The organism is Thermomonospora catenispora, from assembly GCF_006363815.1.
Taxonomy (GTDB): Bacteria; Actinomycetota; Actinomycetes; order Streptosporangiales; family Streptosporangiaceae; genus Thermomonospora; species Thermomonospora catenispora.
On the sequence record NZ_RRYT01000015.1, the window covers coordinates 1 to 23,733 of the forward strand.

The 23,733-nt window shown below is 73.2% G+C and carries 19 protein-coding genes and 1 pseudogene; 8 read left to right on the forward strand and 12 right to left on the reverse strand.

Features of this window, described 5'->3' with window-relative positions; translation table 11 throughout:
* Positions 1-1,126 (forward strand): annotated as a pseudogene (locus EIO00_RS13405) (hypothetical protein); the annotation flags it as partial.
* A gap of 112 nt (positions 1,127-1,238) precedes the next feature.
* On the opposite strand, the gene EIO00_RS13410 reads toward EIO00_RS13405, so the two are convergent.
* The 3 genes from EIO00_RS13410 to EIO00_RS13420 all read right to left on the reverse strand — a co-directional run bounded on the left by EIO00_RS13410 (position 1,239) and on the right by EIO00_RS13420 (position 4,050).
* Entirely contained in the window at positions 1,239-1,772 is a 534-nt protein-coding gene (locus tag EIO00_RS13410; protein WP_206664130.1) for an ATP-binding protein, read from the reverse strand.
* A gap of 525 nt (positions 1,773-2,297) precedes the next feature.
* On the reverse strand, positions 2,298-2,486 hold the full coding sequence (locus tag EIO00_RS13415; RefSeq protein ID WP_140178802.1) for a DUF3040 domain-containing protein: 189 nt from the start codon (positions 2,484-2,486) through the stop codon (positions 2,298-2,300).
* Positions 2,487-2,568: 82 nt separating this feature from the next.
* A complete protein-coding gene (locus tag EIO00_RS13420; protein WP_241661325.1) occupies positions 2,569-4,050 on the reverse strand; it encodes a glycoside hydrolase family 10-like protein in 1,482 nt (493 codons plus the stop codon).
* Positions 4,051-4,341: 291 nt separating this feature from the next.
* Here EIO00_RS13420 and EIO00_RS13425 point away from each other — a divergent pair, with 291 nt between their 5' ends.
* From EIO00_RS13425 to EIO00_RS13440, 4 genes are all read left to right on the forward strand, one after another.
* Positions 4,342-5,028 (forward strand): spermine/spermidine synthase domain-containing protein, encoded by a 687-nt coding sequence (locus tag EIO00_RS13425; protein WP_140178806.1) that lies wholly within the window; start codon positions 4,342-4,344, stop codon positions 5,026-5,028.
* Positions 5,029-5,059: 31 nt separating this feature from the next.
* Complete coding sequence (locus tag EIO00_RS13430; protein WP_140178808.1) at positions 5,060-6,307, forward strand: isochorismate synthase; 1,248 nt, start codon at positions 5,060-5,062, stop codon at positions 6,305-6,307.
* 46 nt (positions 6,308-6,353) lie between these two features.
* Positions 6,354-7,400, forward strand: coding sequence for a Gfo/Idh/MocA family oxidoreductase (locus EIO00_RS13435; protein WP_140178809.1), 1,047 nt, complete (start codon positions 6,354-6,356; stop codon positions 7,398-7,400).
* A 538-nt stretch (positions 7,401-7,938) separates the two neighbouring features.
* Entirely contained in the window at positions 7,939-8,742 is an 804-nt protein-coding gene (locus EIO00_RS13440) for a tyrosine-protein phosphatase (protein ID WP_140178811.1), read from the forward strand.
* Positions 8,743-9,275: 533 nt separating this feature from the next.
* Here the strand turns inward: EIO00_RS13440 and menD are convergent.
* From menD to EIO00_RS13455, 3 genes are all read right to left on the reverse strand, one after another.
* Complete coding sequence (gene menD / locus EIO00_RS13445; RefSeq protein ID WP_140178813.1) at positions 9,276-10,949, reverse strand: 2-succinyl-5-enolpyruvyl-6-hydroxy-3-cyclohexene-1-carboxylic-acid synthase; 1,674 nt, start codon at positions 10,947-10,949, stop codon at positions 9,276-9,278.
* The gene (locus EIO00_RS13450; RefSeq protein WP_140178815.1) at positions 10,946-11,905 is read right to left on the reverse strand and encodes an o-succinylbenzoate synthase; all 960 of its coding nucleotides are present in this window, start codon (positions 11,903-11,905) and stop codon (positions 10,946-10,948) included. The genes menD and EIO00_RS13450 overlap by 4 nt, the downstream gene beginning before the upstream one ends.
* Before the next feature lie 63 nt (positions 11,906-11,968).
* Positions 11,969-12,868 carry a 1,4-dihydroxy-2-naphthoyl-CoA synthase gene (locus tag EIO00_RS13455; protein WP_140178816.1) on the reverse strand — a complete coding sequence of 300 codons (900 nt, stop codon included), beginning with the start codon at positions 12,866-12,868 and terminating at the stop codon, positions 11,969-11,971.
* 199 nt (positions 12,869-13,067) lie between these two features.
* On the opposite strand from EIO00_RS13455, the gene EIO00_RS13460 reads away from it, so the two are divergent.
* Both EIO00_RS13460 and EIO00_RS13465 read left to right on the forward strand, forming a co-directional pair.
* Positions 13,068-14,219 carry an AMP-binding protein gene (locus EIO00_RS13460; RefSeq protein WP_140178818.1) on the forward strand — a complete coding sequence of 384 codons (1,152 nt, stop codon included), beginning with the start codon at positions 13,068-13,070 and terminating at the stop codon, positions 14,217-14,219.
* Positions 14,220-14,656: 437 nt separating this feature from the next.
* Complete coding sequence (locus EIO00_RS13465; RefSeq protein ID WP_140178820.1) at positions 14,657-15,997, forward strand: RNA polymerase sigma factor; 1,341 nt, start codon at positions 14,657-14,659, stop codon at positions 15,995-15,997.
* A gap of 97 nt (positions 15,998-16,094) precedes the next feature.
* Here EIO00_RS13465 and EIO00_RS13470 read toward each other — a convergent pair whose 3' ends face one another.
* Both EIO00_RS13470 and EIO00_RS13475 read right to left on the reverse strand, forming a co-directional pair.
* Positions 16,095-16,964 carry an ABC transporter permease gene (locus EIO00_RS13470; RefSeq protein WP_140178822.1) on the reverse strand — a complete coding sequence of 290 codons (870 nt, stop codon included), beginning with the start codon at positions 16,962-16,964 and terminating at the stop codon, positions 16,095-16,097.
* Positions 16,965-16,966: 2 nt separating this feature from the next.
* Positions 16,967-17,947 carry an ATP-binding cassette domain-containing protein gene (locus EIO00_RS13475; RefSeq protein WP_140178824.1) on the reverse strand — a complete coding sequence of 327 codons (981 nt, stop codon included), beginning with the start codon at positions 17,945-17,947 and terminating at the stop codon, positions 16,967-16,969.
* Between the two features lie 98 nt (positions 17,948-18,045).
* Between EIO00_RS13475 and EIO00_RS13480 the strand changes: the two genes are divergently transcribed.
* On the forward strand, positions 18,046-18,615 hold the full coding sequence (locus EIO00_RS13480) for a MarR family winged helix-turn-helix transcriptional regulator (RefSeq protein WP_161602718.1): 570 nt from the start codon (positions 18,046-18,048) through the stop codon (positions 18,613-18,615).
* Positions 18,616-18,701: 86 nt separating this feature from the next.
* Here EIO00_RS13480 and EIO00_RS13485 read toward each other — a convergent pair whose 3' ends face one another.
* Genes EIO00_RS13485 through nirB form a run of 4 tightly spaced genes read right to left on the reverse strand, consistent with a single transcriptional unit; the run spans position 18,702 to position 23,538 of the window.
* Positions 18,702-19,406, reverse strand: coding sequence for a sirohydrochlorin chelatase (locus EIO00_RS13485; RefSeq protein WP_175596217.1), 705 nt, complete (start codon positions 19,404-19,406; stop codon positions 18,702-18,704).
* Positions 19,403-20,584, reverse strand: coding sequence for a uroporphyrinogen-III synthase (locus tag EIO00_RS13490; protein WP_140178828.1), 1,182 nt, complete (start codon positions 20,582-20,584; stop codon positions 19,403-19,405). Before EIO00_RS13490 ends, EIO00_RS13485 begins: the two co-directional genes overlap by 4 nt.
* A 36-nt stretch (positions 20,585-20,620) precedes the next feature.
* Positions 20,621-21,001, reverse strand: a complete 381-nt coding sequence (gene nirD, locus EIO00_RS13495) for a nitrite reductase small subunit NirD (RefSeq protein WP_140178830.1) — start codon at positions 20,999-21,001, stop codon at positions 20,621-20,623.
* Positions 20,998-23,538 (reverse strand): nitrite reductase large subunit NirB, encoded by a 2,541-nt coding sequence (nirB, locus tag EIO00_RS13500; protein WP_140178832.1) that lies wholly within the window; start codon positions 23,536-23,538, stop codon positions 20,998-21,000. Before nirB ends, nirD begins: the two co-directional genes overlap by 4 nt.
* Between the last annotated feature and the right edge of the window lie 195 nt (positions 23,539-23,733).

The window sequence follows — 23,733 nt, forward strand, 5'->3', positions numbered from 1 at the left end:
CCCGGGAGCCTTCGGGCAGCCGCCGCCAGGACCGGCCCCGAGCGGACCGGACGCCCACGCCCCGGGCGGCACGCCCGCCGAACCGGCCCCAGAACGCTTCCCCCACATCCCCCCGCCGCCCCCGCCCGGCGGCGACGCCCGCCCCGACCCATGGGGGGCGGGTCCGGGCGAGGCCGCTCCACCGGCGTTCCCCGACGGCCCGCCGGCACCGCCGGCCGAACCCGCCGCCGGCCCGGCGCAGCCGGCGGAGGCGACGGTGGTGGAACAGCCTCCCTCCCTCCCGGCCGCCCAGGCCCCGCCCGCCCCGCAACCGGCGGTCATCGAGGGCGCACGGATCGCCGAGGCCTACGGCATCCGCTTCCTGTGCGGCGAGGAGAACATCGAACGGCTGCTGTCGGAGGTCCGCCGCCGCGGCAAGTGGGCGCAGCGGCTGCGCGGCCAAGAGGTCTCCAGCGCCTCCATGCCGGCGCTGCTGCTGGTCGGCGAACCCTCCACCGGGCAGCGGCGGCTGGGACGCATGGTCGCCAAGGCGCTCGCCGAGGTCGAGGCCTCCAGCGGCCGGCTGCACAGCCTGCACGCCGACGAGCTCCGCGACCGCGGCCCCGACGGGCTGCGCGCCGCCCTCGCCGAGCACGCCGGGCACACCCTGCTGCTGGAGGGCCTGGACGACCTGCTCCTGGACGATGCGGCCGGCCCCGCCTACGCCACCGCCCTGTACCGGGCCCGCGCCGAAGGCAGCAACGACGCCGCCCTGCTGGCCACCTGCGCCCCCGGCCGCCGCGAGGACCTGGCGGCGGCCGCCCCGGAGGTCGTCACCGACCTGCGGACGGTGCGGATGCCGGACCTGAGCGACCCGACGCTGCGGCGGGCGCTGCTGGCGCTGCTGGCCGACGAACGCCGCCTGGTGCTCACCCCCGACGCCTGGCGGATCGTCGATCAGGACCTGCCCGCCCTGCGCGGCCGCGGCCGACTGGTCAACGCCCGGCTGATCGAGGCCTACCTCGATCACGCCTGCAACCGCAACCTCGGCCGCGCCGTCGCCACCCAGGCGATCGGCAGCGCCGGGGCGCTGGAGCTGACCGCCGCCGACTTCGAGGGACTGGCCGCCGAGCTGTCCGGCCCCTGAGACCGCGGGACCGCCCGGTGGACGCGGAGGCGTGGGCCCGGTGCGGCCGGCCCGCGCCTCCCCCAGACCCCTCCGCCGCGCCCGCGGGCCGCAAAAGCCCGTACGCCGCCGGTCAGCGGCGGGCGGGCAGGGAGGCCGCGGCGGGCCGCACCGGCCCCGACCGCAGCGGCAGCCCGAACCACACCACCTTGCCGTGCCCGTTCACCCGGACGCCATGCTCCTCGGCCAACGCCGCCACCAGCATCAACCCGCGGCCGCTCTCCGCCCAGTCGGAGCGCTCCCCCGGGGACCGGGGACGCGGCAGGCGCGGGCTGCCGTCGGCGACCTCGCCGACCAGCCGCCGCCCCTCCAGCCGCAGCCGCAGCCGCACCTCCCCCGTGCCGTGCAGGATCGCGTTGGTGACCAGCTCGTCCACCAGCAGCACCGCGCCCTCGACGTCGGCCGGGTCGCTCACCCGCCACCGCGGCAGAGTGCGCCGCACCAGCGCCCGCGCCCGCGCCGCCGCGGTGACCTCACCGCCCAGCTCCCACGACGCCTCCCGGATCGCCGCCGCGCCGGCCTCCCTCGCCGTCCGCCCGAGGGTCGATCCTCCGGCGCGCCCGCCGTGCGGGGACCGCCCGTCGGCCCCGAGCCGCCTGATCGTCACTCCCTGCTCCTCATCCTCGCCTCGGCGCCGCCGGACACGGCTCCACCCCGCTGTGTTCCCGGCACGGACCCGCCGATGAGGCACGACGGACAGATCTGGCCGCCAGGGAAGATCAACGTTCCATTCACGGAAGGTGACCATGTCTGCACCGTCCGCTACGCGCCGCCGGTCCGGCCCGCCCACCCGATCGGACGCCCCCGGCGCATCGACGGTGCACACCCGATAAAACGAACGAACCCGGCGACCACCCCGCTCTCACCCGCCGGTGAGCCCCGCCGACACGGCAGGTCGACGGACCGGGCACCGGCCCGATGCCGTTAAGGTAGGACGAGCCGGTGTGGCATGTGTCCCCCGGGCCGCACCCTTTGCCTTCGTGGAATACCGCGGCCGCACGGCCGGGCAGGAGCCACGTTGTGCCATTCGCCGCGAGGCGACCACCACACCGGCCCACAACGTCGACGCCCCGGCGGGAAGCGCTTCCCGCCGGGGCGTCACCGTGCCGAGGCGCGCTCACGCGGGGCGACCCTAGGCCACCACCGCGATCAACACCGCGACCAGCACCGGCACCGACACCGCCACCGCGACCGTGCGTATCCGCCGCCGACGCCGCAGCCGAGGCAACGCCGCCAACCGCGCGGCCAGCTTCGGGTCGTCATGTGCCAGATGCGACTCGATCTGGGCGAGGATCCGCTGCTCCTCCATCGACAGCGCCATGCCAGAACCTCCGGGGGGTGCGCAGGTGCTGTGATATCTCCCCCACCATCAAGATCATTAGCCGTGGACGGGCCACCGGAGATCATCGTCCTTCGGCGGCGGTCACCGTCGCGCCCCGCGCCGGACCGCTCTCATGGTGCAGCCGGTCCAATGCCGTCACGTAGTAGGTGTAGGTGACGCCGGGCTTGGCGGTGCGGTCGACGATCGACGCGCCCCGCACGGTCGTCAGCAGCCGCGTCGGATCGACCGGAGCGCACGGCCTCCCCGCGCCCTCCACCCGGTACACCGCATAGGAGACGGCCCGCCTGCTCGGCGACAGATGCCACGACACCCTCACCCCCTCGCCGGTGGCGACGGCCCTGACCGACCCGGCCGGCCGGGGGGCCTTGCCGCCCTCGACGGCCGGAGGGATCGCCGCGGTCCGGTAATGGTCCTTGCGCAGCCGGGACGTCTGCCCGCCCTTGTCCCCGAGCAGATCCTTGGCGCTGAAGTACACATCCCCCCGGATCCGGGGCAGCCCGGCGTTGACCGACAGATGCCGCGACAGCTCCGCCGGATCGCGCCACGCCCCCGGCCCCCCGCCGCGATAGGAGGCCTGCCCGATCGTCAGCTGCACATCGGTGCCCTCGACCTGATCGGCCCACCAGCGCGCCAGCGTCCGATAGTCGGCGGCCGGATTGCCGATCTCCCAGTACAGCTGCGGGGCGATGTAGTCGACCCACCCCTCCTTCACCCACTTGCGGGTGTCGGCGTAGATGTCGTCATAGCTCTGCAGCGCCCGCGTCGCCGACCCGTTCGGGTCGCTGGTGCGGTTGCGCCACACCCCGAACGGGCTGATCCCGAACTGCACGTGCGGCTTGGCCTCATGGATCTTCTTGTGCAGCTCCCGCACCAAGGCGTCGACGTTGCGGCGCCGCCACTCGTCCTTGCGCAGCCCCCCGCCGTACTTCCTGTAGGTGTCGGCGTCGGGGAAGTCCTTGCCCCCCACCGGATAGGGATAGAAGTAATCGTCGAAGTGGACGGCGTCGATGTCGTACTTGTTCACCACGTCCAGCACGACCTTGGTGGTCAGCTCCCGCACCTGCGGGATCCCCGGGTCGTACCACAGGCCGTCGCCGTAGGCGCGCACCCACGAGGGGTTCTTCCGAGCCGGATTGTCCGGATGCAGCTTGGACCGGTCGGTGCCGCGCGCCACCCGATAGGGGTTGAACCAGGCGTGGAACTCCAGATCCCGGGCGTGCGCCTCCTCCACGAAGAACTTCAGCACATCGAACCCGGGGTCCTTGCCCTGCGTGCCGGTGATCCACTGCGACCACGGCTCGTACGGGGAGTCGTAGAAGGCGTCGGCGGTCGGACGGATCTGCACGAACACCGCGTTCATCCCCAGCGCCCTGGCCCGATCGAGCATCGCCCGGTAGTCGGCCTTCTTCCGCTCGGCCGAGTGCGCCGGGTCACGCGGCCAGTCGATGCCCGACACCGTCGCGATCCACATGCCCCGCAGCTGCCGATGCCGCGAGTCGCCGGGCGCCTTCACGCCCGGGCACTCGGCGTCCCCCCGCGCCACGGGCGCATCCACGCGGCGGTCGTCCCCACCGGCGGCCGAGGTGCAGCCGGCCAACAGCCCGGCGGCCGCCAGCGCGACGATCGCCTTTGCGCCTGCTTGATTCCCCGTTAGCCATGCCATAGCCCACGATTCTTACGGAAAGGCAACAGTGCCATGTACAGATCGTTCCGATCATTGCGACGAGCGTGACGTGTGAGCCGAAATTTTGCCAAACTCGAACAGGCGTTCGGCGGCTGACGCGGCGCGCGAACACCGCGGACGCCCGCGCCCCGCCCGCTACCCTGACCCCCCATGGACGCCGCACACGAAACGATCACCGTCGACCGGGTCCACGGCACCGCCGGAGAGCTCGTCCTCCGCCGCACCGGCCCCCACCACGAGATCATCAGCAACGGCGTCTTCCTCATGGACACCCGCGACGGCGCCTCCGAACGCCTCCTCGTCACCGCCGCCCTCGACCACCACACCCCGCCCGCCGCCGTCCTCATCGGCGGCCTCGGCGTCGGCTTCACCCTCCACGCCGCCGCCCGCCACCCCGCCGCGGGCACCATCACCGTCATCGAACGCGAACCCGCCGTCATCACCTGGAACCGCACCCACCTGCGCCGCCACAACCACGGCGCCCTCGACGACCCCCGCGTCCGCGTCCACCAGGCCGACCTGCACACCTGGCTGCGCACCACCACCGACACCTACGACGTCATCTGCATCGACACCGACAACGGACCCGACTGGACCGTCACCGACGACAACGCCCGCCTCTACCGCACCCCCGGCCTCTCCCTCGCCGCCGCCCGCCTCACCCCCCACGGCACCCTCGCCGTCTGGAGCGCCGCCCCCTCACCCGCCTTCCACCGGCGCCTCCAGGACCGCTTCGCCCACGTCACCACCCGCACCGTCCCCACCCGCCACGGCCCGCCCGACGTCATCTACCTGGCCCGCCACCCCGTGGCCCACACCACACCCCACAACTTTTGAACGGGTTCAACTCTCCCGTACAGTGGACCCCGTGAAACCCGCAGTGGACTCCCCCGCACCACTGACCGTCCGCACCACCCCGGTCCCCGACCCCGGCACCCTGCCCACCCGCCTCCCCACCCCCGACGCCCTCGCCTGGATCCACCACGGCGAAGGCATCGTCGCCTGGGGACAAGCCGCCCGCATCACCATCCCCGGCGGCCCCGACCGCTTCACCCGAGCCCGCGCCTGGCTCGACGACCTCTTCACCACCGCCCACATCGACGATCCCCTCGACCTCCCCGGCACCGGCCCCGTCGCCTTCGGCAGCTTCACCTTCGACCCCGCCGCCCCCGGCTCGGTCCTCATCGTCCCCCGCCACATCCTCGGCCGCCGCAACGGCCAAGCCTGGCTCACCACCATCGGCGAACCCGCCGACGACCCCCTCACCCTCGCCCACCCCCTCACACCCCCCACCGGCCTGCGCTGGAGCGACGGCACCCTCAGCGCCCCCGCCTGGCAGAACGCCGTCGCCACCGCCGTCCAACGCATCCGCCACGGCCGCCTCGGCAAAACCGTCCTCGCCCGCGACCTCACCGTCCACGCCGCCGGTCCCATCGACCCCCGCCCCCTCCTCGACCGCCTGGCCGCCCGCTACCCCGCCTGCTTCACCTTCGCCGTCGACGGCCTCATCGGCGCCACCCCCGAACTCCTCATCCGCCGCACCGGCGACCGCATCGACTCCCTCGTCCTCGCCGGCACCCTCCCCCGCGGCGCCACCCCCGCCGACGACCACGCCCGCGCCCAGCGCCTCCTGAACTCCCCCAAAGACCGTCGCGAACACGCCTACGCCGCCGACATGGTCCGCGACGCCCTCACCCCCCTCTGCGCCGACCTCCACGTCCCCCACCGCCCCCAGATCCTCACCCTCCCCAACGTCATCCACCTCGCCACCCCCGTCCACGGAACCCTCGACAAAGAACGCTCCGTCCTCGACGTCCTCGCCGCCCTCCACCCCACCCCGGCCGTCTGCGGCACCCCCACCGGCCCCGCCCTCGACCTCATCCGCGAACTCGAGGTCATGGACCGCGGACGCTACGCCGGCCCCGTCGGCTGGATCGACGCCACCGGCGACGGCGAATGGGGCATCGCACTGCGCTGCGCCGAACTCGACCCCGCCGACCCCACTCGCGCCCGCCTCTTCGCCGGCTGCGGCATCGTCGCCGACTCCGACCCCGCCGCCGAACTCGCCGAAGCCCAGGCCAAATTCCGCCCCATGCAAGAGGCCTTCCAAGGCTGACCACCCGACCCCCTCACCGGCCGCCCCACCGGCGATGATCGAGGACATGGCACTGCGCGTCGCACTCATCGGCTACGGCACCGGCGGAGCGATCTTCCACGCCCCCCTCATCCGAGCCGTCCCCGACCTCACCCTCGCCGCCATCGTCACCGGCGACCCCCAACGGCAACAAGCCGCCCGCACCCGCCACCCCGACGCCCGGATCATCCCCACCCCCCAGCGGCTCTGGGACGACGCCGACGCCTACGACATCGCCGTCATCACCACCCCCAACCGCCACCACGCCCCCCTCGCCCGCGCCGCCCTCGACGCCGGCCTGCACGTCGTCATCGACAAACCCGTCGCCGTCACCGCCGCCCAGGCCCGCGACATCGCCGACCTCGCCGCCCGCCGCGGCCTGGCCGCCATCCCCTACCACAACCGACGCTGGGACGGCGACTTCCGCACCCTCCGCCGCCTCATCGCCGACGGCGCCCTCGGCCACGTCCAACGCCTCGAATCCCGCTTCGAACGCTGGCGCCCCACCGTCAAACCCGGCTGGAAGGAAAGCGCCGACCCCGCCGACGCCGGCGGCATCCTCTACGACCTGGGAACCCACCTCATCGACCAGGCCATCGTCCTGTTCGGCCGCCCCACCCGCGTCTACGCCGAACTCGACGTCCGCCGCCCCGACGCCCTCGCCCACGACGACGCGTTCGTCGCCCTGCATCACCCCGGCGGCACCCGCACCCACCTGTGGATGAGCGCCACCGCCGCCGACCTCGGCCCCCGCTTCCGCGCCCTGGGCGACCGCGCCTCCTACGTCGTCCACGGCATGGACGGCCAGGAAGAAGCGCTCCGCGCCGGCCGAACCCCCCTCGACGAAGACTGGGGAACGACCCCGCCGTCCCGCCACGGCCGCCTCGGCACCCCCGGACGAACCCGCGCCGTCCCCACAGCACAAGGCGCCTACCAGGACTTTTACGCGGCCACGGCACGAGCCGTGCGCGGAGAGGCAGCCCCGCCGGTCACCATGGCCGACGCCGTCGCCGGTCTCGAGGTCATCGAGGCGGCTCTTCGTTCCGCCGAGTGCGCTCGTGTCGTTGGTCTGTGACCACCCATCACGTGCCTTGACGTTGTAGATCAGACACCGCCGCCGTCGAGACGGGACACAAGAGCCGGCCGTTCGAGGGCCGGCCGGGCCCTCTCGCGCACAACGACGAACCGCCGAGGAGGGCCGAAAGCATCCGGCAGGGCGTCACCGGACGCCCCGCGGCGTCGGCGGACCCCGCCGCGCATCGAATGAGAGGCGGCGACCGCCCTCGCGCCGGGACGGCGGACCCGTCCCGAAGCCGGCGCCGCGCTCGGCGCCGTGCGTTTCGACGCGTTCCCGGGTGACCGTGGGGTTGTCCGAGGGGGTTTTCCACAAGTCGTATTCGCTGTGAGCAGAGTCACAAATTCCGTGCTCGACGGCGTGGCCACCGCATTCGAGCAGCGAAGAACATCGCACGGTCATCCCCGTCACCCCCGAAAAGGACACGCCGCCCCCTCCCCGCGCCCTGACCGGTAATCCTCGACTCCCTGCCCGGAACGGAAGGTTTTCCGCACCCCGCCAGAAATTGCGATAGATGAGGCTTATAAGGTTTCGGGTGATGAGCACCTACTCCCGGTGGATCGAGCTGGAAGGCGCGGTCAATGTCCGTGACCTCGGCGGACTGACCACGATCGACGGGCGGACGACTCGGTTCGGCCGAGTCCTGCGCTCGGACAACCTGCAAGCACTCACCCACAGCGACGTGCGGACGCTGCTCGGCGACTACGGGCTCACCGACGTCATCGACCTGCGCAGCGGACCCGAGGTGCAGCTGGAAGGCCCAGGACCGCTGAACCGGGTGCTGGCGGTGACCATCCACCATCTGTCGCTGTTCTCCGAAGACGGCGAGAACACCGGCGCGGCCGCCGGCTCGCCGACGGTGGACGTGGACAAGGCGCTCCCCTGGCAGCTCCGGTCCCGTGACGGTGACGAGCACGACCGTTCCCTCCGCCTCTACCTGAGCTACCTCGAAGAACGCGCGGACTCGGTGGTGACGGCGCTGCGAGTGATGTCCCGCACCCGCGGTGCGGCGCTGGTGCACTGCGCGGCGGGCAAGGACCGCACCGGCGTGGTGTGCGCGCTCGCGCTGGAGACCGTCGGAGTGCGCCGCGAGGAGATCATCGCCGACTACGTGCAGACCGGCGAACGGCTGGAGGCGATCCTGGCCCGGCTGCGAGCCAGCGACACCTACTCCGCCGACCTGGACTCCCGACCGGCCGACACCCACCTGCCGGACCCGGCGATCATGGAGAAGTTCCTGGCCGCCGTGGACGAACAGCACGGCGGAGTGCTCGGCTGGCTGACCGAGCACGGCTGGGACGAGGACGACACGCGGGCGCTGCGGGCCCGCTTCCTCGACTGACCACCGGCCCCGCCGAAGCCGTGACCGGGACGCGGCCGGTCTCGCGGTGCCGCTCGGCGACCTCCCCGATCCGCCGAACGACACCGCGGCCGGAGGCGGAAGCACACCGCACGGAACCGTGCGGAGACCCGAGACCGAGCAGCAGACCACATGCGCCGTCCTCCCGATCCGCGCCTCACAGAACTCCAGGCCGCCCCTCGACCGGTGATGACGGCGACGCGGCGGATCCGGCGCACACGGCCCCCGTGCGGGAATTCCACGGCGTCGGCCCGGCCGGCCCCGGCCGGAACGCCGAACAGGCCGCAGGGAATCGCCCCGCCGGGCCCTGAGGGCGCGTCCGCAGAGATCAGGCCGTCTCGATGAGATCGCGAACCGAAGGCGCCTTGCACGGCCGATCCGGTCCCTCGTCGCCTCGTCGGTCGTTGTTCGGGTGCGTGTCGTGGAGCGGTGTTGTGGGAGTGCGCTCTTATGCACAGCCCTTTACATTGTAGATCGCTAAGCGATCCCGGAGAGGAACGACCGAGGACCGGCGATCACCGAGAGGCCAACACGGCGCGGACCGCGTCCTGGGCCGCCTGCCGCATCCGGGCGTGCAGCTCGGCGTTGGCCTCCCGGTCGGTGCGCGCCTCCACGATCCGCAGGCCCTGCCCGGAGATCGCCTTCGGCAGATCCCCCGCCGACTCCAGCAGCGTGTAGGGGATCCGGTGCGCCGCCGCCACATACGCCAGGTCCACCTCGTGCGGAGTCCCGAAGACCCGCTCGAACGGCTCCTCCAGCGCCGCCTGCGGCAGCAGCGAGAAGATCCCGCCGCCGCGGTTGTTGATCACCACGATTGCCAGATCCGGACGCGGCTCGTGCGGCCCGAGGATCAGGCCGTTCTGGTCGTGCAGGAACGACAGATCCCCCAGCAGCGCATACGAGCGGCCCCCGTGCGCCAACGCCGCCCCCATCGCCGTGGACACCAGCCCGTCGATGCCGCTGGCGCCCCGGTTGGTCAGGATCCGGACGCCGCGCCGCGGCCGCATCGTCTGATCCAGGTCCCGGATCGGCATGCTGGCCGCGCAGAACAGCAGCGACCCGCTGGGGATCGACGCCGCCAGATCCCGCGCCAGCCGCGGCTCGGTCACCTCGTCGCTGGCGTCCAGCACTGCGTCGACGGCGCGGGTGGCGGCCAGATCCGCGGTCCGCCACGACCGCAGCCAGCCGTCGTCCCCGGACATCACCGGGATCTCCACCTCCTGGGCGACCTGAGTGGCCGACCGGACCGGATCCGGCCAACGGCTCAGGTCCGAGGAGACCACGATGTGCTCCTCGGCGCGCCGCAACAGCGACAGCAACGGCCGCGACAACCCCGGCTTGCCGAGCGTGACCACCACCTCCGGGCGGTGCCGCTCCACGAACTCCGGCATCCCCAGCAGGAAGTGGTGCGAGGACAGGGCGTGGTCGCCGTACCGGGCGTTGCCGTTCGGTTCGGCCAGCACCGGCCAGCCCGCCATCGACGCCGCCGCCACATACCGCTTGACGTTGACCGCGCCGTCTCCCACCACCAGCACGCCGCGCCGGGCCGGCGGCACGTGCAGCACCGATCCGGGCGTGGAGGCCCGCACCCGGGTCCACGCGCCGGTGGCGTCGCCGTCCAGCGGCTCGCACCAGGTCTCGTCGCCGTCGGGGATCAACGGCTCGCGGAACGCGGCGTTCAGGTGCACCGGCCCCGGCGAGGGGGCCAGCGCCAGCCCCCAGGCCCGGCTGACCAGCGACCGCCAGTAGGCCACCATCCCGGGCCGCTCCTCGGGCACCCCGATCTCACAGCTCCACCGGACCGCGGTGCCGTACAGCCGCATCTGGTCGATGGTCTGGTTGGCGCCGGTGTCGCGCAGCTCCGGCGGCCGGTCGGCGGTCAGCACGATCAGCGGCACCCGCGCCTCGTGCGCCTCGATCACCGCCGGATGGAAGTTGGCCGCCGCCGTGCCGGAGGTGCACACCACCGCCACCGGCCGGCCCGACCGCTTGGCCAGCCCCAACGCCAGGAACGACGCCGACCGCTCATCGATCCGCACATGCAGCCGCAGCCGCCCGGTCCTGGCCACCGCCTCCAGCGCCAACGCCAACGGCGCCGAACGGGACCCCGGGGCCAGCACCGCATCGGTCATCCCGCACCGCAGCAGCTCATCGACCAGCACCGTGGCCAGGGCGGTCGCCGGGTTCATCGGATCACCCCGATCACCGGCGGCGCGTCCATCAGGGCCTGAGCGTCGGCCACCCGGCGCCGCCAGGCGGCGGCCGTCGCCGCGTCGGCCTCGTGCCGCTCCAGCTCCGCCGGGTCCGGCTCGGGGCGGCGCACCGGGATCACACCGTCCACCGGCACCAGCGGCTCGGCGGTCACATCCCCCTCCAGCAGCGACATCGTGGCCAGCCCGCACGCGTACGGCAGCTCCGGCAACGCGGCCGCCAGCGCCAGCCCGGCCGCCAACCCCACCGAGGTCTCCACCGCGCTGGACACCACCACCGGCAGACCCGCCTGCTCGGCCACCCGCAACGCGGCCCGCACCCCGCCCAGCGGCTGGACCTTCAGCACGACGATGTCGGCGGCCCCGCCGGCCCGGACCTTCAGCGGATCCTCGGCGCGGCGGATCGACTCATCGGCGGCGATCGGCACGTCCACCAGCCGCCGCACCCGGGCCAGCTCCTCCAGCGTCGCGCACGGCTGCTCGACGTACTCCAGGTCGAACCGGTCCAACGTCCGGATCATCCGGGCCGCATGGTCGACCTCCCAGGCCCCGTTGACGTCGACGCGGATCCGCCCGCCCGGGCCGAGCGCGTCACGGACGGCCTCGACCCGGGCGATGTCGTCGGCGTCGGTCTGCCCCCGTTCGGCGACCTTGACCTTGGCGGTGCGGCACCCGGAGGCGCGGGCCAGCTCGGCGGCCCGCTCCGGACCGACCGCGGGGATCGTCGCGTTCACCGGGATCGCCTCGCGCACCGGCTCGGGCCAGCCGTCGTAGGCTGCCTCCCGGGCCGCCGCCAGCCAACGGGCGCACTCGCGGGGACCGTACTCGGCGAACGGGGAGAACTCTCCCCACCCTGCGGGACCGCAGATGAGCACGCCCTCCCGGCGCGTGATGCCGCGAAACCGCGTCCGCATCGGGATGGAGTAGACCCGCACCCGCTGACCCCCGCTCCTGTGCAGTATTGCCTCTTACCGGGACGTACCGAACCGTACCGGCCTTTAGTAGTACCAGGGGAATCGTGACCAGTCGGGGTCGCGCTTCTCCAGGAACGAGTCCCGGCCCTCGGCCGCCTCATCGGTCATGTAGGCCAGCCGGGTGGCCTCGCCGGCGAACACCTGCTGGCCGACCAGACCGTCGTCGATCAGGTTGAAGGCGAACTTCAGCATCCGCTGCGCGGTCGGGCTCTTGCCGTTGATCTTACGAGCCCACTCCAGCGCCGTGCGCTCCAGCTCCGCGTGCGGCACCACCGCGTTCACCATGCCCATCCGGTGCGCGGTCTCGGCGTCGTAGGTCTCGCCGAGGAAGAAGATCTCCCGGGCGAACTTCTGCCCCACCTGCCGGGCCAGGTACGCCGACCCGAACCCGCCGTCGAAGCTGGCCACGTCCGCGTCGGTCTGCTTGAACCGGGCGTGCTCCCGGCTGGCGAGGGTCAGATCGCACACCACGTGCAGGCTGTGCCCGCCGCCGGCGGCCCAGCCGGGCACCACGCAGATCACGACCTTGGGCATGAACCGGATCAGCCGCTGCACCTCCAGGATGTGCAGCCGCCCCGCCCGGGCCGGATCGATCGTGTCGGCGGTCTCCCCCTCGGCGTACTTGTAGCCGTCCCGCCCGCGGATCCGCTGGTCGCCCCCGGAGCAGAACGCCCAGCCTCCGTCGCGCGGGGAGGGGCCGTTGCCGGTCAGCAGCACGCACCCCACGTCGGGGGTCTGCCGGGCGTGGTCCAGCGCCCGGTACAGCTCGTCCACGGTGTGCGGCCGGAACGCGTTCCGCACCTCCGGCCGGTTGAACGCGATCCGCACGGTGCCCTGGTCGACGGCGCGGTGGTAGGTGATGTCGGTGAAGTCGAACCCCTCGACTTCCTTCCACGCCGCCGGATCGAACAGCTCCGAAACCATGTGTCCCTTCCCTTGGCCGGCGCCGCTCGCCGGCCGGGTCCATTCAACCCTCGTCGACTGGTGGGACCGTACTCGGGCGTCCGGGCGGGGCGATCGGGCGGGTCGGTGCGGCGGAGGGGCGACGAGGCCGCGCCGCCGCACCGGGCATGCCGGCGGGGCGGCACCGGACCCTCCGGGGTCCTCTAGGCTGGGCCGCGCCATGGAACGCCCGTTGCACGCTCTTCTCCTGCCGCCCGGGCCCCGGCTGCTGCAGGCCCTGGCCGAGGCGCTGGACGGCACCGGGCCGGCGATCTGCCCGCTGGACCCCGGCCTGCCCGCCCCGGCCCTGCGGACCATGCTGGACGCCCTCGCCCCGCAGGCCGTCGAGACCCCGGAGGGGATCCGGCCGCACGAGGGAGGCGAGCCGGTCGCACCGGACGTCGCGGTGCTGATCGCCACCTCCGGTTCCACGGGAGCCCCCAAGTTCGTGGAGCTGACGGCCGCCGCGCTGCGGCACTCGGCGTCGGCCACGCTGGAGCGGATCGCCGCCGCGGAGGGGGACCGGTGGGTGTGCTGCCTGCCCACCCACCACATCGCCGGGCTGCAGGTGCTGGTGCGCTCCCTGATCGCCGGAACCGACCCGGTGATCGTGCCGCGTTTCTCCCCCGCCGCGGTGGGCGAGGCCGACGCCCGGCACCTGTCGGTGGTGCCCACGCAGCTTCACCGCCTGCTGGATGCGGGAACGGACCTGTCCCGGTTCGGGACGATCCTGCTGGGCGGCGCGGCCGCCGCGCCCGACCTGGTGCGGCGGGCACGGGCGCGAGGCGGGCGGATCGTCGCCACCTACGGGATGAGCGAGACCAGCGGCGGCTGCGTCTACGACGGCGTCCCCCTCGACGGGGTGCGCGTGAAGATCGGTGAAGACGGGCGGATCCGCCTGGCGGGCCCGATGCTGTTCTCCGGATACCGGCGGCGGCCCGACGCCACCGCCGAGGCGAGGGACGGGGACTGGTTCCGCACCCAGGACCTCGGCGCGTTCGAAGGCGGCCGGCTGCGGGTGCTGGGGCGGGTGGACGACGTCATCAACACCGGCGGCGAGAAGGTCCTGGCCACCGAGGTCGCGGACGTCATCGCAGGGCATCCCCGGGTCAGGGAGGTGGTCGTGGTGGGCCGCCCGGACCCCCACTGGGGCGAGCGGGTCACCGCCGTGATCGTGCCCGAGGGCGCCCCGCCCACCCTCGAGGAGCTGCGCGACCTGGTGCGCGCGCGGTTGCCGGTCTACGCCGCCCCCCGCGAGCTGGACGTGCGGGAGGCGATTCCGCTGCTGCCCTCCGGCAAGCCCGACCGCCGGGCCCTCCGCCTGCCCCGCTGACCGCCGCGGCGATCCGCCGGGACGCCGCACGGTCTCCTCGCCGCGGCGCCCTCCCCGCCGCCCGGCCGGCCGCGAGAGCCTCAGCGTCGCCGCCGGGCGCCGTTCCGACCGACCCCTCCTCGGTCCGTGTTCACCGGTCCGTTCGCCGGCCCGGGACGAGCGCTCCGCATCTCGGGAAAGAGGGCGTCCCTATTCTCGTGGCCGCCCTTTTCCGTCGGTCGGCTGAGGGCTGGTGGGCTTCTTCTCCCGACCCACTGCCTTGACAAAGTAAGGTCCGTTCAGGGCGGCCGATTCGCCCGGTCGGGAACAACTTCGGCGGTCGAGGGCGTTCCGACTAGTGCGCACAGCCGCACAATCCACCGCTCATGAACGCATCCGCCCGCAGGTGAGGTATGCGTCGATCACCCACGTCGCAACGAAGGGAGGGGGGTGTCCCCATGCCGCGCACCGCCGCCGTGCCCACCCCGCGCCGGGAGACGCCGTCCGGGCTGCTCGAGGACCTCCTGGAGCGCGGCCGGGCCCAGGGCCACCTCTCTCTCAGCGAGGTCCGCAAGGCCTTCGAGAACGCCGGGATCAGCCCGAGGCAGGGCCGTTCGCTGCTGCGGAAGATCACCGAGGCCGGCGTGGACCTGGCCACCGAGGACGAGCTCTCCACCCCCGCCCGACGCCGCCGCGCCGGGACGGCCGGCACCGCCTCCGAGGGCGCCGAGAGCGCCGGCGCCGCCGGGCGCACCCGCAAGGCCGCCGAGACCGGCCCCACGGCGGTGCCGGACGCGCCGACGCCCGAGGAGGACGAGGCGTTCCAGATCGAGGCCGTCGAGACCGAGAAGGACGAGGCCGCCGACGCCGACCTGGACGACGTCTCCAGCGCCATGGGCGACTCGGTGCACACCTACCTGAAGTCGATCGGCCGCCGTCAGCTGCTGACCGCCGAGCAGGAGGTCGAGCTGGCCAAGCGGATCGAGGCCGGGCTGTACGCCGAGTACAAGCTGGAGAACGAGCCCGACCTGTCGCCCCAGGAGCGCGAGGAGCTGGAATGGGTGGCCGAGGACGGCCGCCGCGCCAAGGCCCACATGCTGGAGGCCAACCTGCGGCTGGTGGTGTCGGTCGCCAAGAAGTACTCCGACCGCGGCCTGTCGCTGCTGGACGTGGTGCAGGAGGGCAACCTGGGCCTGATCCGCGCGGTGGAGAAGTTCGACTACACCAAGGGCTTCAAGTTCTCCACCTACGCCATGTGGTGGATCCGGCAGGCCATCCAGCGCGGGTTCGCCGACTCGGCCCGCACCATCCGGCTGCCGGTGCACGTGCTGGAGATGCTCAGCAAGCTGAGCCGCGTCGAGCGGGACATGCACCAGCGGCTGGGCCGCGAGCCCACCCCCGAGGAGCTGGCCGCCGAACTGGACAAGAGCCCGGAGCAGGTGCGCGAGCTGCTGCGCACCAGCCGGCAGCCGATCAGCCTGGACTCCACCATCGGCGAGGACGGGGAGACCCGGATCGGCGACCTGATCGAGGACATCGACAGCCCCGAGGCGTCGGAGATGGTCGACCGGCAGCTGATGGCCGACCAGCTGCGCCGCACGCTGTCCATCCTCTCCCCGCGGGAGGAGATGATCATGTCGATGCGGTTCGGGCTGTACGACGGCACCCCGCACACCCTCGACGAGATCGGCAAGCACCTGGGGCTGACCCGCGAGCGGATCCGCCAGCTGGAGAAGGAGTCGCTGTCGAAGCTGCGGCACCCCAGCAACGCGACGCCGCTGCTGGACTTCGCGGTCTGAGCCGCCGGGCCCGGCCGGGCCCTTCCACGGCACGGCGGGGCCGCCGGATCGGTGATCCGGCGGCCCCGCCTCGCATCGGCCCGCCCCGGCGCGCCGCTCAGTCGCCCCGGCGGAACTGGGCGATCGCCCCGGCCATCAGGACCAGGCCGGTCAGCACGACCAGCACGACCTCCAGCCACACCGGCACCAGCCACCCGTTCCAGGTCACCCCGGGATCGAACGCCCGCCGCAGCTCGGGCGAGACCTCCAGATGGGAGAACACCGTGTGGCGCAGCGGATCCACCGCATAGGTCAGCGGATTGAACCGGGTCAGCACGCTCAGCCACGCCGGCAGGTCGTTCAGCGGGTACAGCGCGCCCGACAGGAACATCATCGGCATGATGCCCACCTGCATGATCCCGAAGAAGGACTGCATGCTGGCGATCCGCGCCGCCAGCAGCATCCCGAACGCCGCCAGCGAGAACGCCGTCAGGAACATCAGCCCCAGCAGCTCGGCCAGCAGGACCGGGTCGTAGGGCACCCCCACCAACCCGGCCAGCGCCAGGACCAGCACGCTCTGCACGGTGGCGACCACGGCGCCGCCCAGGCACTTGCCGACCACGATGGCGGTCCGGCTGACCGGTGCGACCAGCATCTCCCGCAGGAACCCGAACTCGCGGTCCCACACGATCGACCCGGCCGAGAACAGCGCCGTGAACATCACCGACGTGGCGCACACGCCCGGGAAGATGAACGTCTTCAGGTCCACCTCGCCCGCCGGGCCCGGCCCGGACGTCATCAGAGTGGACAGGCCCGTGCCCATGACCAGCAGCCACAGCAGCGGCTGCAGCAGATTGGCCACCAACCGCATCCGGTCCCGCCAGAACCAGATGAGCTCCCGGTGCAGGACGATCTTCACCGCCCGCAGGTCGTGCCGGACGCTGCGCTCGGGCACCCGCACCGCCTGAGGCGCCACCGCGACGCCCATCGTCACCTCCTCCCCCGCGCGACCATGCGCATCCAGTCGGCCCCGGACGCCTCGGCGTCGCGGATCGTCTTGCCCGTGAACGACATGAACACATCGTCCAGCGACGGCCGTGACACGCTCACCGACCGGATCGGCACGCCCAGCTCGGCGAACAGCCGCGGCACGAACGCCTCGCCCGACGCCACCGCGAACGTCACCGCGCCCTCGGCGACCGCCGCCTCCACATCGAACCGCTCCTTCAACGCCGCGATCGCCGCCTCGTCGTCGTCGGTGCGGATCTGCACCCGGTCCTTGCCCACGCCCGCCTTGAGCGCCTCGGGCGTGTCCAGCGCCACGATCCGACCCGCATCCATGATCGCGATGCGGTCGCAGTGCTCCGCCTCGTCCATGTAGTGGGTCGTCAGGAAGATCGTGATCTGCTCGGCGTCGCGCAACCGGCGGATGTAGTCCCAGATCGACGAGCGGGTCTGCGGATCCAGCCCGACCGTCGGCTCGTCGAGGAACAGCACCCGCGGCGAGTGCAGCAGCCCGCGGGCGATCTCCAGGCGGCGTTTCATGCCGCCCGAGTACGTCTGCACCAGGTCGCCGCGCCGGTCCCACAGCCCGACCATCTCCAGCACCTGCCGCATCCGCTCGCGCGTCGCCGAGCGCGGCATCCCGTACAGCTCGGCGTGGAAGCGCAGGTTCTGCTCGCCGCTCAGATACCCGTCCAGGGTCGGGTCCTGGAACACCAGGCCGATGTTGCGGCGCACCCGGTCGCGCTCGGACACCACGTCGTGCCCGGCGACCCGCGCCGTGCCCGCGGTGGGGCGCAGCAGGGTGCACAGCATGCTGATGGTGGTGGACTTGCCGGCGCCGTTCGGGCCGAGGAACCCGAAGATCTCTCCGGGCTGGACGGCGAACTCGATCCCCCGCACGGCCTCGACGTCACCGAACCGCTTGACCAAGCCGTCGACCTCGACGGCAGGTTCTCCGCTCGGCATGCGGGCCTCCCTTGACTCCTTCGATTGGACTGCCCAACCATAGGAACGTCCAATCTTTTCCGTCAAGAGAATTGTCGGACATGCCGGAGGAGCCCGCCGTGGCGCGTCCAGGACCAGCGGAGCGGCGAGACCACGCCTGCACCGCGCACACGCCGCCCGAACCCCTGCTGCGCGTTCCCACCTATCTGGTCGCCGAGCTGATGAAGCTGATCCGCCGCGAGTCGGCCCGCGAATCGGCCAACGCCCCGCCGACCGGGGACCCCGCCGACTGCCTGCCCGTCCCGGCCGTGCTCGTGCTGGCGTGCGTGGCCGCCGAAGGTCCGATGTCGCAGCGGCAGGTCAGCGAGCGCCTGCGCATGGACCCCGCCGACGTGGTCGGCCTCGTCGACATGCTGGAAGGGCACGGATACGTCCGGCGCCGCCGCGACCCCGCCGACCGCCGCCGCTACGCCCTGGACGTCACCGAGGACGGACGGCTGTTCCTGAGCCGCCGCCGCGAGGCCGGGCTGCGCTTCAACCGGCGGCTGTTCGCCCCGCTGTCGGAGGAGGAACTGCGCCAGTTCACCGACATGATCATGCGGGTCCTCGCCCACCACGACCCCCGCTTCGCCGATCCCGACGCCCCTTGTCGTCCGCCCGGCCCCCACCGCCCCGATGCGGCCTCCTGAACCGCCTCCCGGCATCGCGCCGGCGATGCCCTCTCCGCGGCCCCGGGGCCCGAGCCGCCGGCCGGCCCCGGCCCCGTACGAGCGGCTCAGGCGACGGGGACGGCGCCGAGGAGGCGCACACGCGCCTCGTCGTAGCGGTGCAGCACCAGACGCGCCACGGCCTCGTGGGCGCCGAGCGGCGCGGACACCCGGTCGGCGCCCGAGGCCGCCATCCGGTCATGAAAGAACCCCGGCGCCAGCAGGTAGGAGGCCACCACCACCCGAGCGGCGCCCCGAGCGCGCCGCTCGGCCACCACATCGCCCAGAGCCGGACCGCCCGCGGCCACGAAGCCGCAGGGCACCGGCCTGCGCAGCCGCCGCGCCAGCAGACGGGCCGCCGTCCGCACATCGTGCACGCCCGCCGGGTCGGACGAACCCGCGGCGCCCAGCACCACCGCGTCCCCTCCGGTCGGCGCCGCCTCCTCCAGCCGCGCCGCCAGCGTGGCGGCGAGCATGCGGTGCGGTCCCAGCGGGCGCGCCATCACCGCGTCCGGGCGGGCTCGCTCCGCCCTTCCGGGGAGGTCGACCAGCGCGTGGTAGCCGCGGGCCAGCAGCAGCGGCACCACCACCACCGGCCCGCGGGCGGCGCGGACCGCCTCCTCCAGGGCGGGCTCGGCGAGCTCGGCGTACGCCTCGGCGACCGGCAGCCGGGGCCGCAACGCGCGGACCCGGTCCAGCAGCGCCCGCACGGTGGCGGGGCCAGCCGGGTCGCGGGTGCCGTGCGCCACCGCGACCAGTGCGGGGACGCTCATCGCGGCGCCTCCACCCGCACCGGATCGCACGCCAGCCGGTAGCCGCGTTTGACCACGGTCTCCACGATCCCGGGCCGGCCCAGGCCGCGCCGCAGCCGCGCCACCGCCATCTCCACCGCGTGCTCGTCGGCCTGCGGCCGGCCGTCACGGGCGAGCGCCGCGCCGTTGCCGTTGCCCACCATCCGGCTGGGCAGCACCGTGCACAGCTCGGCCCGGGAGACCACATGGCCGGGGCGGCGGGCCAGCGCCCGCAGGATCGCCATCGGGGCCGGGGCGATCGGGCGGAGCTGCCCGTCCAGCACCACCGCGTGGCCGCGCAGCTCCAGCGCGTGGCCGCGCACGTTGACCAGCCGGGAGCGGCGCCGCGGCAGGTCGGAGACGATCGCGCGGACCAGCGCGCCGATCCGGGCGCGTTCGGGCTGCACGGTCGGCACCCCGCGGCTGGTCAGCGGCTCGGCCGTCACCGGTCCCACGCAGGCGGCGACCGCGTGGGTGCGCAGCGCCTGCAGCAGCGCCTCCTCCAGACCGTCCTCGGCGGCCACCGCCAGCGTCGCGGTGACCGCCGGGGCGCTGGTGAAGGCGATCGCGTCGATCGTGCCGGCCACCACCTGCCCCACCAGCCGGCGCAGCGGCGAGGGGTCCTCGATGCGCGACCAGCGGTACACCGGAACCTCGATCACCTCGGCGCCGGCCGCGCGCAGCGCCTCGGCGAAGTCCGGTTGCGGCTGCCCGTACAGCTGCACCGCGATCCGGGCGCCGACCAGATCCCGGGCCAGCAGGTGCTGCAGCACCTCCTCGCAGCTCTCGGACTCCGGCGACCACTGCTCGGTCAGCCCGGCGGAGCGGATCGCGCCGCGCGCCTTGGGACCGCGGGCCAGGATCGGCACCCGGCGCAGACGTTCGATCAGCTCGTCGCGCAGGCCCCAGCCGTCCGCGGTCTCCAGCCAGGCGCGAAAGCCGATGCCGGTGGTGACCACCACATAGTCCAGTCGCCCGTCGATGCAGGCCGTGGTGGCGTGCATCAGCTCCTCGTCGTCGGCCAGCGGCACCAGCCGGATGGCGGGGGCGTGCACCACCCGCGCCCCGCGTCGTTCCAGCAGCGCCGCCAGCTCCTCGTGCCGGCGGGCCGCGGTCACTCCGATGGCGAACCCCGCCAGCGGCCCGCCGTCAGTGCTCATGGCCACCGCGGTCCGCCTTCCGATCGGTGGCAGCGTTCACGCCGACGCCACCTCCACCCGATCCTGCGGCGTCCGGCGGATCCGGAACGTGGGCAGGGCGACCCGGGGGTCGTCCAGGCACCGCCCGGTGCGCAGGTCGAACACCTGCTTGTACATCGGGGACGCCACGGTCGGGACGTCGCCGCGGGTGCCCAGGATGCCGCGGGAGATCACATAGGCGCCGCTGAAGGGATCGAAATTGGACAATGCATACAGTTCGCCGTCGAACGTCCGGAAGATCGCCACCTGGACGTCCTCGATCAGCGCCGCGACGCCCCGTTCGGGCAGCAGGTCGGAGTAGGCGCACACGTCGTGCCAGCGGATCGTCGACCGCTGCCCGACAGCGGTCGACGGTCGCGTCTGCACGTCTGCGGTCATCGGCTCAGCACCTCCCGTTGGGGTCCGGTCCTCAGTACCGGCTTGATCTGGTCGCGTTCGGTCTCGAAGACGATGCTGGGATCGGGCACGTCGGGGGCGTTGACGAAGGAGACGAAGCGCCGCAGCTTGTCGGGGTCCTCCAGGGTGTCGCGCCACTCGTCGGAGTAGGACGCCACATGGCGCTCCATCGCCGCGTCCAGCTCGGCGCAGATCCCCAGCCGATCCTCGATGATCACTTCGCGCAGGTAGTCGATGCCGCCGTCCAGGCCCTCCAGCCAGCTCGCGGTGCGCTGCAGCCGGTCGGCGGTACGGATGTAGAACATCAGGAAGCGGTCGATGTAGCGGACCAGGGTCTCCTCGTCCAGGTCGGAGGCGAACAGGTCCGCGTGCCGGGGCCGCATGCCGCCGTTGCCGGCCACGTACAGGTTCCAGCCCTTCTCGGTGGCGATGATCCCGAAGTCCTTGCTCTGCGCCTCGGCGCATTCGCGGGCACAGCCGGACACCGCCGCCTTGAGCTTGTGCGGGGCGCGCAGGCCGCGGTAGCGCAGCTCCAGCCGGATCGCCAGGGCGACCGAGTCCTGCACGCCGTAGCGGCACCAGGTGGAGCCGACGCAGGACTTCACCGTGCGCAGCGCCTTGCCGTAGGCGTGACCGGACTCGAACCCGGCGTCCACCAGCCGCTTCCAGATCTGCGGCAGCTGCTCGACCCGGGCCCCGAACAGGTCGATCCGCTGCCCGCCGGTGATCTTGGTGTAGAGGCCGAAGTCGCGGGCCACCTCGCCGATCACGATCAGTTTCTCGGGGGTGATCTCCCCGCCGGGGATCCGCGGCACCACCGAGTAGGTGCCGTTCTTCTGCAGGTTGGCCAGGAAGTGGTCGTTGGTGTCCTGCAGCGCGGCCTGCTCCCCGTCCAGGATGTGCCCATTGCCGAGGCTGGCCAAGATCGAGGCGACCGCCGGCTTGCAGATGTCGCAGCCGCGGCCCCGCCCGTGCTCGGAGATCAGCTGGGTGAAGGTGGTGATCCGGCGGACCCGCACGATGTCGAACAGCTCGGCGCGGCTGTGGTCGAAGTGCTCGCAGAGCGCCTTGTCGACCTCGATGCCGGCCGCGACCAGCTCGGCGTCCAGCAGCCTCTTGACCAGGGGGACGCAGCTGCCGCAGGAGGCGCCGGCCCGGGTGCAGGATTTGACCCCGCCCACGTCGGTGAGGCCCTCGTCGCGGATCGAGCGGCGGATGGTCTCGGCGGTGACGTTGTTGCAATTGCAGATCACGGTCGCGTCCGGCAGGTCGCCGCCGGCCGGTCCGACACCGCCGAACAGCGTCTGCCCGGGGCTGTCCGGCAGCGCGGAGCCCACGCAGGCGCGCAGCGTCGGGTAGGCGGAGGCGTCGCCGACCAGCACGCCGCCCAGCAGGGTGCGGGCGTCGTCGCTGACGACGAGCTTGGTGTAGACGCCGTCGACCGGGTCGGTGTAGGTGACGCTGAGCGTCCCCTCCTCCCGGTCGGCGAACGGGTCGCCGAAGCTGGCCACGTCCACGCCCATCAGCTTCAGCTTGGTGGAGGTGTCGGCGCCTTCGAAGCGGGCGTTCCCGCTGCTCCCGCCCGCCTCGGCCAGCAGCTGGTCGGCGACCGCCTCGGCCATCGACAGGCACGGCCCGACCAGCCCGTAGACCCGGCCGCCGATCAGGGCGCACTCGCCGATCGCGAACACCGCCGGGTCCGCGGTGCGGCAGGCGGCGTCGACCACGACGCCGCCGCGCTCGCCGACCGGCAGTCCGCAGCGGCGGGCCAGCTCGTCGCGGGGCCTGATGCCCGCGGAGAACACCACCACCCGGGCCTCCAGGGCCGAGCCGTCGCCGAGCCTCACCCGGGCGACCGCGCCGTCCTCGCCGGCCTCCAGGGCCGCCACGGGCGTCCCGGTGCGCACCCTCAGTCCCAGGGCCTCGATGTGGCGGCGCAGCATCGCCCCGCCGCCCTCGTCGAGCTGGCGCGGCATCAGCCAGGGGGCCACCTCGACCACGTGGGCGTCGACGCCCAGGCCCTGCAGTGCTCGGGCGGCCTCCAGGCCCAGCAGACCGCCGCCGATCACCACGCCGCCGGCGCCCGGCCGGGCGGCGCAGTGCTCGCGCAGCGCGTCCAGGTCGTCGATGGTGCGGTAGACGAACACCCCGGGCAGGTCCCGGCCCGGGACGGGGGGCACGAACGGTGATGAGCCGGTGGCCAGCACCAGTGCGTCGTAGCCGACCCGGCGCCCCGAGGCGGTGGTGACCGTGCGGGCCGTCCGGTCGATCTCGACCGCCGGATCACCGGTGTGGACGGTGACCTCGGGTCCGTGCGCGGGGAGGGCCAGATCGGCGCCCTCGGTGAGGTGGGAGGTCAGCGCCACCCTGTCGTAGGCGGGGCGCGGCTCCTCTCCGACGACGGTGATCCGCCAGGCGCCTGTGACGTCCCGCTCGCGCAGCGCTTCGACCAGGCGATGTCCGGCCGGGCCGTGACCGACCACGACCAGCCTTTTGCGGGCTTCCCCTCCGACGTTCATGGGGCGATCCTCAGCAGGAGGCGTTTCGCGGCTGGGTCCCCTCTGTCACCGGCGTGTTAAAAGCCGCTCACCTTGAGACGTTTTCGTGGTCATCTCGTGACCTGACGCGCAGACGGGACCCGCCGAGAACGGCGGGTCCCGTCTGCGCGGTCGTTCGGTGTGCGGTCGTGATCGTCCGGTCGCGGCCGGCGACGT